Origin of the sequence: Micromonospora sp. AMSO12t (genome assembly GCF_008806585.1) — a bacterium.
Classification (GTDB): Bacteria; Actinomycetota; Actinomycetes; order Mycobacteriales; family Micromonosporaceae; genus Micromonospora; species Micromonospora reichwaldensis.
Genome location: NZ_WAAS01000155.1, coordinates 1 through 15,241, shown reverse-complemented (window position 1 = coordinate 15,241; position 15,241 = coordinate 1). Strand labels below are relative to the sequence as shown.

15 protein-coding genes are annotated in these 15,241 nt (G+C 75.0%); 14 read left to right on the top strand and 1 reads right to left on the bottom strand.

Annotated features, from left to right (window positions below):
- Nucleotides 1–390 precede the first annotated feature (390 nt).
- Complete coding sequence (locus F6X68_RS21220) at nucleotides 391–1,776, top strand: class I adenylate-forming enzyme family protein (protein ID WP_151455928.1); 1,386 nt, start codon at nucleotides 391–393, stop codon at nucleotides 1,774–1,776.
- On the opposite strand, the gene F6X68_RS21215 is transcribed toward F6X68_RS21220, so the two are convergent.
- On the bottom strand, nucleotides 1,707–2,558 hold the full coding sequence (locus tag F6X68_RS21215) for a 4'-phosphopantetheinyl transferase superfamily protein (protein WP_151455927.1): 852 nt from the start codon (nucleotides 2,556–2,558) through the stop codon (nucleotides 1,707–1,709). The genes F6X68_RS21220 and F6X68_RS21215 overlap by 70 nt on opposite strands.
- 15 nt (nucleotides 2,559–2,573) lie before the next feature.
- Between F6X68_RS21215 and F6X68_RS21210 the strand changes: the two genes are divergently transcribed.
- From F6X68_RS21210 to F6X68_RS21150, 13 genes are all read left to right on the top strand, one after another.
- Nucleotides 2,574–2,840, top strand: coding sequence for an acyl carrier protein (locus F6X68_RS21210; RefSeq protein ID WP_132234722.1), 267 nt, complete (start codon nucleotides 2,574–2,576; stop codon nucleotides 2,838–2,840).
- Entirely contained in the window at nucleotides 2,840–3,124 is a 285-nt protein-coding gene (locus F6X68_RS21205) for an acyl carrier protein (RefSeq protein WP_151455926.1), read from the top strand. The genes F6X68_RS21210 and F6X68_RS21205 overlap by 1 nt, the downstream gene beginning before the upstream one ends.
- Complete coding sequence (locus tag F6X68_RS21200) at nucleotides 3,117–4,199, top strand: beta-ketoacyl synthase (protein WP_151455925.1); 1,083 nt, start codon at nucleotides 3,117–3,119, stop codon at nucleotides 4,197–4,199. Before F6X68_RS21205 ends, F6X68_RS21200 begins: the two co-directional genes overlap by 8 nt.
- Entirely contained in the window at nucleotides 4,196–4,753 is a 558-nt protein-coding gene (locus F6X68_RS21195) for a beta-ketoacyl synthase chain length factor (RefSeq protein WP_151455924.1), read from the top strand. The genes F6X68_RS21200 and F6X68_RS21195 overlap by 4 nt, the downstream gene beginning before the upstream one ends.
- Nucleotides 4,750–6,366, top strand: a complete 1,617-nt coding sequence (locus tag F6X68_RS21190) for a class I adenylate-forming enzyme family protein (RefSeq protein ID WP_151455923.1) — start codon at nucleotides 4,750–4,752, stop codon at nucleotides 6,364–6,366. Before F6X68_RS21195 ends, F6X68_RS21190 begins: the two co-directional genes overlap by 4 nt.
- Nucleotides 6,363–7,601, top strand: coding sequence for a beta-ketoacyl synthase (locus tag F6X68_RS21185; RefSeq protein ID WP_151455922.1), 1,239 nt, complete (start codon nucleotides 6,363–6,365; stop codon nucleotides 7,599–7,601). The genes F6X68_RS21190 and F6X68_RS21185 overlap by 4 nt, the downstream gene beginning before the upstream one ends.
- A gap of 71 nt (nucleotides 7,602–7,672) precedes the next feature.
- Entirely contained in the window at nucleotides 7,673–8,776 is a 1,104-nt protein-coding gene (gene hppD, locus F6X68_RS21180; protein ID WP_151455921.1) for a 4-hydroxyphenylpyruvate dioxygenase, read from the top strand.
- Complete coding sequence (locus tag F6X68_RS21175; RefSeq protein ID WP_151455920.1) at nucleotides 8,773–9,702, top strand: phytanoyl-CoA dioxygenase family protein; 930 nt, start codon at nucleotides 8,773–8,775, stop codon at nucleotides 9,700–9,702. The genes hppD and F6X68_RS21175 overlap by 4 nt, the downstream gene beginning before the upstream one ends.
- A gap of 1 nt (nucleotide 9,703) precedes the next feature.
- Nucleotides 9,704–10,501, top strand: a complete 798-nt coding sequence (locus tag F6X68_RS21170; RefSeq protein ID WP_151455919.1) for a DUF3050 domain-containing protein — start codon at nucleotides 9,704–9,706, stop codon at nucleotides 10,499–10,501.
- Nucleotides 10,498–11,469, top strand: a complete 972-nt coding sequence (locus tag F6X68_RS21165; protein ID WP_151455917.1) for a thiamine pyrophosphate-dependent dehydrogenase E1 component subunit alpha — start codon at nucleotides 10,498–10,500, stop codon at nucleotides 11,467–11,469. The genes F6X68_RS21170 and F6X68_RS21165 overlap by 4 nt, the downstream gene beginning before the upstream one ends.
- Complete coding sequence (locus F6X68_RS21160) at nucleotides 11,470–12,441, top strand: alpha-ketoacid dehydrogenase subunit beta (protein ID WP_151455916.1); 972 nt, start codon at nucleotides 11,470–11,472, stop codon at nucleotides 12,439–12,441. It begins immediately after the preceding gene.
- A complete protein-coding gene (locus tag F6X68_RS21155) occupies nucleotides 12,442–13,800 on the top strand; it encodes a hypothetical protein (protein WP_151455915.1) in 1,359 nt (452 codons plus the stop codon).
- A 163-nt stretch (nucleotides 13,801–13,963) separates the two neighbouring features.
- On the top strand, nucleotides 13,964–15,205 hold the full coding sequence (locus tag F6X68_RS21150; protein WP_151455914.1) for a hypothetical protein: 1,242 nt from the start codon (nucleotides 13,964–13,966) through the stop codon (nucleotides 15,203–15,205).
- Nucleotides 15,206–15,241: the final 36 nt, after the last annotated feature.

The following is a 15,241-nucleotide window of genomic DNA, read 5'->3' as shown; positions in this document are numbered from 1 at the left end:
GGCAGTCCCACCTGCCCGTGCGCCAGTTTCGACCCGCCCCGTGTGGCCGTCTCGCCCCGCCCGTCGGCCGTCCCACTCCGGCCCGTGCGGCCGTTCCGTGCCGGCCCGCTCGTGTGGCCGTACCGGCGCGTCTGAAGACCACCATCGGCCGTCCGGTGGGCGTGCCGCGCCGTAAATACGACGGGTCATCCGGCGGATACCCTCAGTCGACGTACACGCCCGATCCTGCCCGCCGAACCGGTCGTGGGCAATCCGGCCGGCCGCCCTTTCTGATCTAGCCATTTGCATCTAGCTATGCATCCGGACGGCGTCGTAAGGTTCCCCGCAGCACCCCGACAGGCACACCTTATGGGCGTTTCCGCCCTTATTGAGGCTGGGCGGTGAACGGTAGTGGCGACGGGAAATCCTGCGGCGACAGACCCGCTCTGGGTTGACGAAATCCTGCTCGAAGGCCGTTCGACCGACATTTGTCTCCGACTTCCCGAACCGGTCGACCGGGGCACCCTGCGGCGGCTGGTGACCGACGCGCAGGCTCGCCTCGGCGCCGCCGGACTGCGCCCCGGGGGCGCCTCCGCGCTGCGGATGCCGCCCTCGCTGGCGTACGTGGTGAACCTGCTGGCCACCTGGCGCAGCGGGGCACAGGCGATCCTGCTCGACCACCGGCTCACCGACCACGAGGTCGACCGGGCACTCGCGCGGCTCACCCCGCAGGTGGTGGTGGCCCCGGTCCGCACCGGCGGCGGCGGACTGCGGATCTTCGTCGACGTGACGGAGGGCGTCACCGCGTACGCCGACCGCCCGGCGGTCAGCGGGCACGCGGTGATCCAGCTCAGTTCCGGCTCCACCGGACCGTCCAAGGTGATCGGCCGTACCGCCGCCGACCTGGTCGCCGAGGTGCGCCGCTACACCCGCATCGACGGCGTGGCGCTGCCCGGCGAGCGGATCGTCCTGCTGCCCTCGATGGTGCACGTGCTCGGCCTCGTCGGTGGCCTGCTCTACGGCCTGCACGCCGGCGTCGAGCTGGTGCCGCCGGAGCGGCTCGCCGGCGGCGCGGTGCTGGCCGCGATCGCGGCCGACGACTCGCCGGCCACGGTGCTCGGCGTGCCGTTCCACATCGGACTGCTCGCCTCCACCCGTCCCACCGGGCCGCTGCCGCAGTTCAAGCGGATGACCACCGGCGGCGAGCTGGTGCCGGCCGCCGTGGCCCGCGCCTTCACCGACCGTCACGGCGTGCCGCTGGGCAACATGTACGGGATGACCGAGGTCGGCGTCATCGGCACCGACCTGCACGGCCGGCACCGCCCGTCCATCGCCCCGGCGCCCGGAATCGAGGTCCGCGAGGTCGACGGCGAGCTGTGGGTGAGCTGCCCCGCGTCGCCGTACGTCGGGCTGAGCGACCCCACCCGCTGGGCCGACGGCTGGCTGCGCACCCGCGACGCCGGCGTCGTGCACCCGGACACCGGCCTGGTCACCGTTCGCGGGCGGCTCGACTCGCAGGTCTCCGTCGGCGGTCTGAAGGTCGACCTGACGGAGGTGGAGGCGACCGTCGCCGAGTTGGCCGGCGTCGCCGCCGCCGTGGTCGTCTTCGACGGCGGCATCACCGCCTACGTGCAGCCGGACGGGCCGCTGTCGGAGGAGGTGCTCGACAAGCTGATCGCCGAGCGGCTGGCCGGCTACAAGCGCCCCCGCACCCTGCGATTGGTGGATCAGCTGCCGCGTACCACCACCGGCAAGCTGGTCCGCTCGACCGACGCGCTGCGGGCGGCCGCCACGTGAGCGCTGCACCGCGCGGCCCCGACCGCCCCGTCCGATCCGACCGGCACCGTGCCGGCCCGCGCCGCCCCGACCGGCACCGCCTGGACCAGCACCGCCCCGACCGACACCACGTGGACCGGCACCGCCTCGTCGGCGACCACCGCGACCGCCAGGACCAGGCCCCCACCCACGCGGGGATGCCCGACGCGCAGGCGCCCGCCGCCGGACGCCGACCGCAGCCCGCCGTCGAGGGCCTCGGGCACCGGCCGCCACGCGCTGTCGAAGGCGCCAGGCACCGACCGCAGCGCCCCGTCGAGGTCATCCGGCACCGGCATGAGCCGCCGCAGACCGCCGCCGCGCAGCCCCGTCCCGAGCGCCTTGCCCACGGCCTCCTTCGCCGTCCACAGCCGCAGGAAGTCGCGGGCCCGCCCGTCGGCGTCACGCCCCGCCAGCCACGCCGCCTCGGCCGGCGCGAACCATCGCCCGGCCAGCGCCAGCGCGGGCAGCGGACGGCACCACTCCACGTCGATCCCCACCGGGCCGGCCGCCCTGGCAGCGACCGCGACCACGCCATCGGCCCGGCTGACGCTGACCGGAAGCTCCACCCGGGCCCCCGCGCCGGGCACCGTGACCAGCGGACGCCCGTCGCGGCCGTGCTCCACCACGATCTCCGCCTCCGTGCGGCCGAGCAGCGCGGCACCCGCGCGCCGCAACAGCCGCCCGGCCGGGAGCGGCCGACCGCCGACGCCCCGGCCGATCCACACGTACGCGGTGTCCCGACCGGGCACCGGTAACTGGCTCACGGAAAGAGGTTAACCATGCGACCCGAGATCCGCGCCTTCGTCGTCGAGCAGCTCGAGGACATGAACTACGACGTCGAGGGCCTCGACGACGAGACGACCCTCGGCCCGTCCGGGGTGGACCTGGAGTCGTTGGCCCTCGCCGACCTCGCCGTGCGCGTCGAGGACCGCTACGGCCTGAAGTTCGCCGACGACGAGTCCGAGAAGCTGGCCCTGATGACGGTCGGCGAGTTCACCACGATGGTCGCCGACCGGGTCGCCGGGGCGCCGAGCGACGACTCCTGATGGCCGGTCAGCCCGACCTGGAACGGGCCGACCTGGTGACCATGCTCGCCGACCTCGCTGGCAAGCCCGCCGCCGAGGTCGGCGACCGGATCGGCTCCATGGAGCTGGCCTGGCTGGTGCACCTCGTCGAGCAGCGCCTCGACCGGCGCCTCGACCTCACCGACGACCAGCTCGCCGGGATCCGTACCGTCGACGACGCCCTGGCGGCCTTCCGGGCGTGCCTGGCGGCTGCGACCCCGCCGCACACCCCGCCCGGTCCGATGACCACCGCCGCCGATGGCTGAACCGGCGGCCGTCCAGCTCACCGGCGTCCACGCGACCAGCGCGCTCGGCAGGGGACCCGACGCGCAGCTCGCCGGCGTGCTGGCCGGCGTCCCGGCGTTCCGGCCGGTGGACCGCTTCGACACCGCAGCCCGCCGGGTGGACGCCGCCGCCGTCCTGCCCGACGCCGGTGACCTGGCCGCCGAGCTCGCCGAGGCGGTCGACGCGGCCTGCCGGGACGCCGGGCTCGACGCCGGTCGCCGGGCCGGCACGGCCCTGCTGCTGGCGGTGCACGGCGGCGCGCACGTGCCGGCGCTCACCACCGCGCTGGCCGCCCGGACGGGGCTCACCGGCCCGGCCCGGCCGTACACCACCGCCTGCGTCTCGGCCAGCAGCGCGGTAGCCGACGCCGCCGCCCTGATCCGCCGGGGCGACGTCACCCGGGCGGTGGTGGCCGCCGGCTACCTGGTCGAGCCGGACCAGTACGCGCTCTTCGACGCCGGTCGCGCCCTCGCCACCGACGGCGCGGTGCGCCCGTTCAGCGCCAGCCGCACCGGGCTGCTGCTCGGTGACGGCATCGCCGCGGTGGTGCTGGAGTCGCGGGCCGCCGCCCGGGGCGCGGTCGCCGACCTGCTCGGCTGGGGCCGGGCCGGGGACGCGTTCCACCCGTGCCAGCCGGAGCCGGGCGGGCGGGGCCTGGCCCGGGCGGTCACCGCGGCGCTGCGCCGGGCCGGACTCCCGGCGGAGGCGATCGGGTACGTCAACGCCAACGCCACCGGCACCGGCCACAGCGACGCCGCCGAGGCGGCGGCCCTGCGCACCGCGCTCGGCGCGGCGGCGGCACGCGTCCCGGTCAGCTCCACCAAGGCGCTGCACGGGCACGCCCTGGAGGCCTCCGGCCTGCTGGAACTGGTGGTTACCGTGCTCGCCCTGCGGCACGGGAAACTGCCCGTCAACGCCGGCTGGCTCGGCCCCGACCCGGCCTGCCCGCTGGACGTCGTCCGCGACGCGCCCCGGCCCGCCGCCACCGGGTACGCGCTGAGCCTCAACGCCGCCTTCGGTGGCGCCAACACGGCGCTGCTTGTGGGTGCGGCATGAGCGGCACCGCGCAGCACCCCGCCGGCCGACTGACCGTGCTGGCCGAGGCGGCCTGGCCCGAGCCGGGCGACGGTGCGCCGCCGCCGGTGCCCGGGTACGTGCACTCCAGCTTCCCGCCCCTCGTCGCGGCCGTCGCCGAGCGCTGCCTGACCCGGGCGTACGGCCGGCGGCCGGCCCCCGACGGCGAGCGGACCGCGGTCGTGCTGGTCAGCGCGGCCGGGGACCGGGCCAGCGCGGCGCACGTGCGCGCCACGGTCGCCGCCGGCGGCCGGCCCGGGCCGCTGTTCTTCTTCCAGTCGGTGCCCAACAGCGTGGCCGGGCACGTGGCCGCCCGGTGGGGCCTCGGCGGGCCGGTGCTCTGCCTCGCGCCGACCGGCGACCCGCGGGCCGAGGGCACCGCCGAGGCCGAGCTGCTGCTGCACGACGGCGACGCCGACCGGGCGTTGCTGGTCCTGATCGAACAGGCACCCGTCGACGGCGGTGCGCGGGACGCGGGCGGACAGCCCGGAGCCCGAGCCGTCGCGGTGCTGCTGGGGGGAGGAGACGCACCATGAGGAAGAGGGGACTGCGCGGGGCGCTGGCCGCCGACGAGCGGATCGGCGCCGGCAACGTGCTGGCCCGGGTGCTGGCGCACGGCGCCGACCCGGACGGGCCGGGCCTCACCTTCGACACCGCCGTGGACGGCCACCCGGCCGGGCGGGCGCTCACGCTGGGCCGGCTCGACGAGCGGGTCGCCGCCCGCGCCGCCTGGCTGCACGAGCGGGGGATCAAGCCCCGCGACCCGGTCGCCGTGTGGGCCACCGCCGCCGCCGACATGGTGCTCAGCTTCCTCGCGCTGACCCGGCTCGGCGCGATCCCGGCGCTGATGAACGGCGGGCTGCGCCCCGAGATCGCCGCCGAGTACGTGCGTCGGCTGCGCGGCGTCGGGGTGCTCGCCGACGACGCGCACCGCGCCCTGCTGGCCGGCCACGACCTCGGCGTGCCGGTGCTCGGCACCCCGGCCGAGGCGGGCACCGGCGATCCGGCCGCCGCGCCGCAGCACTACCGGCACCACGGCGACGACCCGGTCGTCATCACCCACACCTCGGGCACCACCGGGGTGCCCAAGGCGGTGCTGCACTCGCACGCAAGCCTCTTCGCCGCCACCCGGCACCTGCTCGCCATGCCGCAGGCGCAGGGCACCGGCCGCATCCTCAACGCGCTGCCCGCCCCGCACACCGCCACCGTGCTCATGGTCAACCAGGCCCTCGGCAACCGCGCCGAGATGCTCCTGCTCTCCGACCAGGGCGGGGAGCGGGTGCTGGAGGCGATCCAGCGCTGGCGTCCCGACGGGGTGTTCGGGTTCTCCGTGACGTGGGCGGAGCTGGCCCGCTTCGACCTGTCCGCGTACGACCTGGACTCGGTGTCGCTGTGGTTCAACACCGGCGACTGCTCGCACGAGCCGCACGTGCGTCGACTCGTCGCGGTCGGCTCCCGCGACGTGCTGACCCGCGAGGGGGTCACCCGGGTTCCCGGCTCGGTCTTCATCGACGGGCTCGGCTCCAGCGAGATGGGCCACTCGATGTTCCACATCACCCACCGCGCCGACACCGACCGGTACGGCCGCTGCGTCGGCCGGCCCTACCGGTTCGCGAAGGTCGCCGTGCTCGACGCCGGGGGCGACCCGGTGCCGGCCGGCGAGGTCGGCTGGCTCGGCGTCGACTCGCCGTCGCTGTTCCGGGGCTACTGGAACGACTCGGCCACCACGTACCGGTCCCGGCAGCAGGGCTGGTACCTCACCGGCGACCTGGTGTACGCCGACGCCGAGGGCCGCTACCACCACCTGGACCGGGCCGTCGACGCGGTCGACGCGGGGGACGGGCGGTGGTTCTACACGGCACTGTCCGAGGAGCGCGTCCTCGCCGCCTGCCCGGATGTCACCGACTGCACGGTGGTGATCACCTCGGGGGCCGACGGGGTGGTCACCGACGTGCTGCTGGAACTCGCCGCCGGCGTCGATCCCGCCGAGGACCGCACCGAACGGGTCCGGGCCGCGCTCGGCCCGGACGTCGGCGCGACGCTGCGCCGGGTGGTGCCGGTCCGCTCCGCCGACATCCCGGTCACCGTCACCGGCAAGGTGCGCAAGGTGGTCCTGCGGGAGCGCTACCTCACCGAGGCGCCGTCATGACGGCCGTCATTACCGGGATGGGGCTGTTCACCCCCGCCGGGCGGGGCGTCGACGCCACCTTCGACGCGCTCTGCTCCGGCCGCTCCGGGCTGAGCCGGCCGCCGGCCGGGCACCCGGCGGCCGGGTCGCTGGAGGTGGCCGGCGTGCTGCCGGACGTCGACCCGCGTACGGTCGCCACCGGGCCGGAGACCAGGGTCCTGGACCGGGTCGTGGTGCTCGCCATGCTCGCCGCCGCCGACGCGCTCGCCGACGCCGGCATCGAGGTGGGGCGGGACGTGGACCCGGGCCGGATCGGGGTGATCGTCGGCGGCGTCGGCGGGATGGCCACGCTGGAGGCGCAGGTGCTCGCCCGCGCCGCGCGCGGCCGGTCGGCGGTCAGCCCGTACCTGCTGACCGGGATCCTGCCGAACATGCCGTCGGCCCGCATCGCCATCCGCCACGGCATCCGCGGCTACACCTCGTCGGTCGGCACCGCCTGCGCCTCCGGCGCCCAGTCGATCGCCGACGCGCTGCGGCTGATCCGGGCCGGGGAGGCCGACGTGGTGCTCGGCGGCGCCAGCGAGGCGCCCCTCTTCCCGACCTTCGCCGACACCTTCGGCAACGCCCGGGCGCTCGCCCGGGGCTGGGCCGACCCGACGGCGGCGAGCCGTCCGTTCGACGCCCGCCGCAACGGGTTCGTCCTCGCCGAGGGCGCGGCCCTGCTGGTGCTGGAACGCGCCGAGCACGCCGCGGCCCGGGGCGTCACCGGCTACGCCGAGGTCGCCGGGTACGGGGCCACCACCGACGCGTACCACCCGACCGCCCCGAGGCCCGACGGCGCGGGGGCGGCGGAGTGCATGCGGCGCGCGCTGGCCAGCGGCGGCGTGCCCGCCGCGCGGGTCGGCTACGTCAACGCCCACGGCACCGGCACGAAGCTCGGCGACATCGCCGAGACCACCGCGCTGGCCGACGTGTTCGGTGCCGGCGGGGTGCCGGTCAGCTCCACCAAGGCGCTCACCGGCCACCTGCTCGGCGCTTCCGGGGTGCTGGAGGCGGCGGCCACCGCGCTGGCGCTCGGCCGGGGCCTGCTGCCGCCCACGCACAACCTCGACGACCCGGACCCGGCCTGCCCGGCGGACCACATCCGCGCCGAGCCGCGCAGGACGGACACCGGATACGCGCTGACCAACTCCTTCGGCTTCGGCGGGCAGAACGTGAGTCTGCTGCTCGCGCGGGCCGCCCGGCCGAGGGACTGACCCCGCACCATCCCGGGCGGACCGCGCCCGGACGGCAACCACGGCGGAGACCGTGGAAAGGGCTGAGGACATTGGACATCCGAGCAATCGACCACATCGAACTCTTCGTGGGGGACGCCCGGCAGGCGGCCTTCTACTTCGACCGGGCGGTCGGCTTCCAGCTGCGCGGCCAGGGCGGTCCCGAGACCGGGCTGGCCGACCAGCGGTCGCTGCTGCTGAGTCAGGGCGACGTCCGGATGGTGCTCACCACCGGGCTCACCGCCGAACACCCGGCGTCGCGGTACGTGCAGCGCCACGGCGACGGCGTGGCCGTGGTCGCGTTGGAGGTCGACGACGCCGCGGGCGCGTACGCCGAACTGGTGCGCCGGGGAGCGGTGGGGGTGACGCCGCCGACCACCTTCACCGGCGCGGACGCCGAGGTGGTGACCGCCGAGGTGGGGGGCTTCGGCGACGTGCTGCACCGCCTCGTGTCCCGCCACGGCGACCGGGGCGAGTTCCTGCCCGGGGCGGTCGAGATGACGCCCCCCGACGACGGCGGCGGCAAGCTGCTCGTCGAGATCGACCACCTGGCGGTCTGCGTGCCGACCGGGCAGCTCGGCGAGACGGTCCGGCACTACCGGGAGGTGTTCGGGTTCGCGGAGGTCTTCGCCGAGCACGTGGAGGTCGCCGGGCAGGCGATGAACTCCACGGTGGTGCAGAGCCCGTCGGGCCGGGTGACCCTGGTGCTGCTGGAACCCGACCGTTCGCGCCGGCCCGGGCAGCTCGACGCCTTCCTCGACCAGCACGCCGGCGCCGGGGTGCAGCACCTGGGGCTGCGCACCGACGACATCGTCACCGCGGTCGCCACCCTCGCCGAGCGGGGCGTGCGCTTCGCCGGCACCCCGGCCAGCTACTACGACGCGCTGGAGGCGCGGGTCGGCCCGGTGGACGCGCCGCTGGACCGGCTGCGCGACCTCGGCGTGCTCGTCGACCGCGACCACGCCGGTCAGCTGCTGCAGATCTTCACCGAGTCCATGCACGTACGCCGCACGCTCTTCCTGGAACTGATCGAGCGGCGCGGGGCGCAGACCTTCGGCAGCGGCAACATCAAGGCGCTCTACGAGGCCAAGGAACGGGAGCTGGCCGCGGCGGGCACCACCGTCGCGGCCCCGACACCGCAGGAGGTGCGGACGTGACCGCGACCGAGTTCGAGCCGGCACTGACCGCCGAGGAGGAGGCGCTGCTGCCCTCCGACGACGACGTGGCGTTCTACGCCGCGCACGGCTGGTACCTGTCGAAGAAGCTGCTCACCGACGACGAGGTGGACGCCCTCACGGCCGCCGCCGACCGCTACTACGCCGGCGAGCGGGACCGCCGCCTGCCGGCGCGCCCGGCGCGGCTCGCCTACTGGGAGCCGTCGAAGGGCCCGGTGCAGCGGCACAACGACTACGTCCACCACGAGCACGACGTGCTCGGGGCGCTCCTGCGCAAGCCGCTGATCGGCGCGGTCGCCGCCCGCCTCGCGCGGGCCACCGAGATCCGGGTCTTCCAGTCCACGCTGATCCAGAAGCCGCCGGTCTCGGGCGAGCCGTCGAACATCGTGCCCTGGCACTTCGACAAGCACTACTGGGCGTCCTCCTCGTCGGAGGACATGCTCACCGCGTTCATCCCGTTCCACGACTGCGGCGAGGAGATGGGCACCATCACGATGGTCGACGGCTCGCACCGCTGGGCGGAGATCGGCGCCGACGACACGGTGGTGCGCCACTTCGCCGACCGCGACCGCAGCCAGTTGGAGGAGATGCTCGCCGAGAACGCGGCCCACAACGGCGTGGAGATCCGCAAGGTGCCGATGGTCATCCCCAGGGGACACATGAGCTTCCACCACTGCCGCACCTACCACGGCAGCGGCGCCAACGTCAGCGGCCGCCCGCGCCGGGCGATCTCGCTGCACCTGCAGGACGGCGACAACGCCTGGCGGGAGTATCGGCTCTCCGACGGCACCCTCGCCGCGTACAACCACGACGTGCTGGTCCGCCGCACCGACGACGGGCGGCCGGACTACGCGGACCCCGAGTACTGCCCGGTCATCTGGCGCGACCGCGCCCCGCAGGGAGGCTGACATGTCACGGTACGACTGGGGTGGGACGCACCCGGGGATCGAACGGCTGGAGAAGGCGGTGGGCGAGCGCCGCGAGGCGGTCGTGCGGCACCCGCTCTACGCCGCTCTCGACACCCACGAGGCGCTGGTGACCTTCATGGAGCACCACGTCTTCGCCGTCTGGGACTTCATGTCCCTGCTGACGTCGTTGCAGCGGCAGCTCACCTGCGTCACCGTGCCGTGGATCCCCACCGGGCCGACCGGCAGCCGCCGCCTGATCAACGACATCGTCATGGTGGAGGAGAGCGACGAGCTGGGCGAGGGCCACATCAGCCACTTCGAGCTGTACGTGCGGGGCATGCGCGAGGCCGGCGCCGACACCACCGCCGTGGACACGCTGATCGACCTGCTGCGGGCCGGCCGACCGGTGGCCGAGTCGCTGGTGGCGGCCCGGGTGCCCGCGCCGTCGGCGGCGTTCGCCGCGACCACCTGGCGGATCATCGAGAGCACCCCGGTGCACTGCCAGGCCGCCGCCTTCGCCTTCGGCCGGGAGGACCTGATTCCCGACATGTTCACCCAGGTCGTCGCGGTCAACGAGCGCAGCCGGCGGCTGCACACGTTCGTCGACTACCTGGAGCGGCACATCGAGGTCGACGGCGAGCAGCACACCCCGATGGCCATGCAGATGCTGGCCGACCTGTGCGGCGACGACGACGCCAGGTGGCAGGAGTGCGCGGACACCGTCAACACCGCTCTCGCCGCCCGCGCCCGGCTCTGGGACGACATCCTCGCCGCCGTCAAGCAGGGGCGCGGCCGGTGACCGACGCCGACCCGGTCCGGCTCTACCGGACGGTCCGGCTGATCCGCCGCTTCGAGGAACGGGCGATCGAGCTGGTCCGGTCCGGGCACGTCGTCGGCGGCATCCACCCGTACCTCGGGCAGGAGGGGATCGCCGCCGGGGTGTGCGCCGCGCTGCGGTCCGACGACGTGGTCGCCGGCACGCACCGGGGGCACGGGCACGTGCTCGCCAAGGGCGCCGACCCGGCCCGGATGATGGCCGAGCTGTGCGGCCGGGTCACCGGCCTCAACGCCGGCCGGGGCGGCTCGATGCACGCCGCCGACTTCGCGGTCGGCGTGCTCGGCGCCAACGCCATCGTCGGCGCGTCCGGGGCGATCGTCACCGGGTCGGTCTGGGCGCGCCGCCGGCGCGGCGACGACATCGTCGGGGTGAGCTTCTTCGGCGACGGCGCGGTCAACGAGGGGATGCTGCTGGAGGCCTTCAACCTGGCCGCGCTGTGGCGGGTGCCGGTGCTGTTCGTCTGCGAGAACAACGGCTACGCCACCACGATGCCCGTCGCGGGCGCGGTCGCCGGCAGCATCCCCGGCCGGGCCGCCGCCTTCGGCATCCCGGCCGCCGTCGTCGACGGCCAGGACCCCGAGGCGGTACGCGACGCCGCGAGCGCCGCCGTCGACCGGATGCGCGCCGGCGGCGGCCCCGAGCTGATCGAGGCCCGCACCTACCGCTTCGACGCCCACCACACCTTCGAGCACGCGGTACGCCTCGACTACCGCCCGCCCGACGAGGTGACCCGGGGCCGGTCCCGCGACCCGGTTGACATCCAGGGCGCGCGGCTGCCCGTCGAGGCACGCGCCGGGGTGGACGCCGAGGTGGAGGAGGTGTTGACGCGGGCCGTCGAGTTCGCGCTCGCCAGCGCGGAGCCGGACCCGGCCGACGCCCTCGCGCACCTGTACGCCAGCGGCCTGACCGCGCGCACCGGAGGTGGCTAGATGCCCAGGCTCTCCTACCGCAGGGCGCTCACCCGGGCGCTCGCCGACGAGCTGGCCCGCGACGAGTCGGTGTTCCTGCTCGGCGAGGACATCCGGGTGGCCGCCTCGAACGTCACCGCCGGGCTGGCCAAGCGGTTCGGCCCCGACCGGGTGCGCGACACCCCGCTGTCGGAGCAGGCGTTCACCAGCTTCGCCACCGGGGCGGCCCTGGCCGGGATGCGACCGGTGGTGGAGTTCCAGATCCCGTCGCTGCTGTTCCTGGTCTTCGAGCAGATCGTCAACCACGCGCACAAGTTCCCGCTGATGACCGGCGGGCAGTGCGCGGTGCCGGTCACGTACCTGGTGCCGGGCTCCGGCTCCCGGACGGGCTGGGCGGGGCAGCACTCCGACCACCCGTACAGCCTCTTCGCCCACGTCGGGGTGACCACTGTCGTGCCGGCCACCCCGGCCGACGCGTACGGGCTGCTGGTGTCGGCGGTGCGCTGCGACGACCCGGTGGTGGTCTTCGCCCCCGCCGGGGCGCTGGACGTCCGCGCCGACGTGGACCTCGCCGCGCTCGCCCCGGTGCCGCTGGGCCGCGCCCGGGTGCACCGGCCCGGCGACGACGTGACCGTGGTCGCGGTCGGGCACCTGGTGCACGACGCCCTCGCGGTCGCCGAGGAACTCACCGACCAGGTGTCGGTGGAGGTGTTCGACCCGCGCACGCTGTACCCGTTCGACTGGGACGCCCTCGCCGAGTCGCTGCGGCGCACCGGGCGGCTGGTGGTGGTGGACGACGCCAACCGCTCCTGCGGCATCGCCGGGGAGATCATCGCGACGATGGTCGAGCGGGTGCGGCTGGTCGCGCCGCCGCGCCGCGTCACCCGCCCCGACGGCGCGGTGCTGCCGTTCGCCCCGGCGCTGGACCGGGCCGTGCAGCCCAGCCGCGAGCAGCTCCGGGCCGCCATCGGACACGTCATGAAGGAGGGATGAATGGACGACGTCGACTACCGCTGGCCCTCCGCCGCGCGGGCGTGGCTCGACCTGCCCGCGCCGGTGCGCGCCGAGATGGTGGCCGCCGGGGCCGAGTCCTGGCGGGAGGTCTTCGACGGCCGGGCCACGTACAACGAGCAGTGGCGGCTGGCCCGGCCGCCGGTGATGGACGAGACGTCGCTCGGTGTGCTCAACGCCGTCTCCGACCGGCTCGCCCAGCTCATCTTCGAGGCGTGCCGGCGGCGGGCCGGCACGGCGGGGGAGCTGCGCCGGCTGCTGAACGTGTCCGACGGCGAGACCCGGCTGCTCGACGACGACGAGCCACTGACCGAGGCGCTGCTCGACGCGTTCCGGCCGGACGTGCTGCTCAGCGACGGGGTGCCCCGGTTCGTCGAGTACAACATCGACAGCAGCCTCGGCGGCGCGTTCGACGCCGACACCACCGTGCGCCGCTTCGTCGAGGTCTACCGGCGGCGCGGCCTCACCGACCGGGTCCGGCTGGCGGCGGCCCCCTCGGCCGTGGACCGGCGGTTCGCCGCGATCCGCGCCGGCCTCGGCCTGCCCGAGGGCGCCCGGGTCGCCATGCTGATCGACTTCGACGCCGACTACCCGGGGCTCGACGACCCGCAGCGGTTCATCCGGCTGCTGTCGCCGGTGGTCGAGCGGGCCGCCGCGTGCGGCATGGACCTGGTCGTCGCGCCGGTCTCTGAGGTCACACTGGACGACCGGAAACGGCTCGTCGCCGGCGGCGCCCCGGTCGACGGGGTGTTCCGGCTCTTCGTGCCCAACCGGGTCACCCCGAGCGCCGGGGTCGACGCCCTGGCGGCGGCGCTGGCGGCGGGCACGGTGCCGATGTGGGTGTCGACGGCGGCGTGGCTGGTCGCCAACAAGCGGGCCTTCGCCTGGCTGTGGGAGGACGCCGACACGCTGCCGGCCGCCGACCGGGACCTCGTCCACCGGTACGTGCCGCGTACCTGGTCGCTGACGGCGGAACTGCTCGACCGGGCGGTCGCCGACCGGGCCGGCCTGGTGGCGAAGCCGGCCGACGGCTCCGCGGGGATGGACGTGCTGATCGGCCGGGAGACCGACGCCGACGCGTGGCGCGACGGGCTGACCCGCGCCGTCGACCGGGGCGGCTTCATCCTCCAGGAGTACGTGAAGGCCGACGACGTCGGGCTGGACTTCGTGCACATCGGGACCGGCGAGACGGTCGCCGCCGAGGTGCCGTACAGCATCGCCCCGTACCTGTTCGGCCGCCGGGCCGCCGGCGCCTGCATCCGTACCGGCTTCCCCGGCTGCGACGGCGTGCTCAACCTGGCCCGAGGCGTCCTCCTCTCCGGCCTGCTGGTGGTCGACTGACGCCGCGCGGCGCGGCGGCTCGCCCCCGCCCCGCCCGGGTGACCGGGTGCGGAGTTCCGGCGGATCCCGCACGCCGCGCCGCGCAGACGTTTGCAAGAGTCGATGTGAGCGGTTTGACTGGGGGGCGTCGACGACGATCGCCGCCTGCCTGAAGGAGCCCGCCATGGGTCTTGGTCATCGATGGCTGTCGCGCACGGCGGCGGTGACGCTGCTCGTCCTCGCCGGGCTGGCCGTCCCCGGCGGTCCCACTGCGGCGGCGAACGCGGATCCGAAGTTCACGTTCGACGTGACCGGTACGACGGTCCCGTCGGGGGTCGGGAAGAAGCGGATCCACCTCAGGCTCACCAATCTGACCGACAGGACGCCGAGAGAGGCGATCTTCTACGTCCGTCCTGGCGAGCAGGACTGGCCGGACGGGATCTCACTGATGTGGCCGGAGGGCGGTGGCTCCGGCGAGTGCGACGGCGATGCCGCGGGTTGGTACTGCCGGATCGGTCCGAACGCGCTTCCGGAGCTGCTGCCGGCAGCCGGCGAGACGGTGGATCTTCCCTTCGACGTCAACGTGCAGGAGAACCAGCAGCCCTACGAAGGCAGGTTCTCCGTCGAGGCCGGCATGGCCTGGGGCGACGAGCCGACGCAGACCGCTGCCCCCAAGTGGTTCACGCTCAGGTTGGTCGACGACCCCGAGGCCGATCTGTCGGTGGTGGCGCCGGACGTGAAGCAGTCGGTACGCATCGGTGCGGGCGGCCGGCTCGAACCCACCGGGACGTTGCAGCCGGGTGAGACGGGCGCGGTGCGGTACCGCATCGTCAACCAGGGCCGCAAGGCGGTCGGTGGCATCAAGGTCACGCTGCGCCTGCCCGAGGCGGTGACGTTCACCCGACCGCCGAAGGAGTGCGTCGTCGCTCGCGACCGGCGGTCCGCCGTCTGCACCTACGACACGCTCGCGCTGATTCCGGCCGGCCAGGACACCGACCCGACCGACGGCAGTCACTCCGCCGTCGAGTTGCACGATCTGGTGACGGTGGCGGCCGCCACGAAGGCACCCGTCACGTTGGCGGGCGGGACGGTGCAGGTCGAGGGCCTGACGGCGTGGACGGACGGCCGCTCCGGTCTGCCGCGCACCGAGCTGCCGGCGAACGCCGTCGCCGTGCCGGCGGCGGACGTGGACGACAGCGACAACCGGGACGGGTTCGCGGTCCTGGTCGCGGCAAAGGGCGGTGCCGGGGACGACGACGGCGGCGATGGCGGCGGCGGGGGCGACCTGCCGATCACCGGGCCACGGGTCGGACTGGTCGCGGGAACCGGTCTCGCCCTGGTGGTGGGCGGCGGAGTCTTGTTGCTCCTCGCCCGGCGCCGCCGCGTGGTCGCGGTGCGCGGCGGGGGCGGGACGCCTGCCGCCTGATCTCCCGCCGCGGGAGCCCGCCGGGCAGGATAGCCG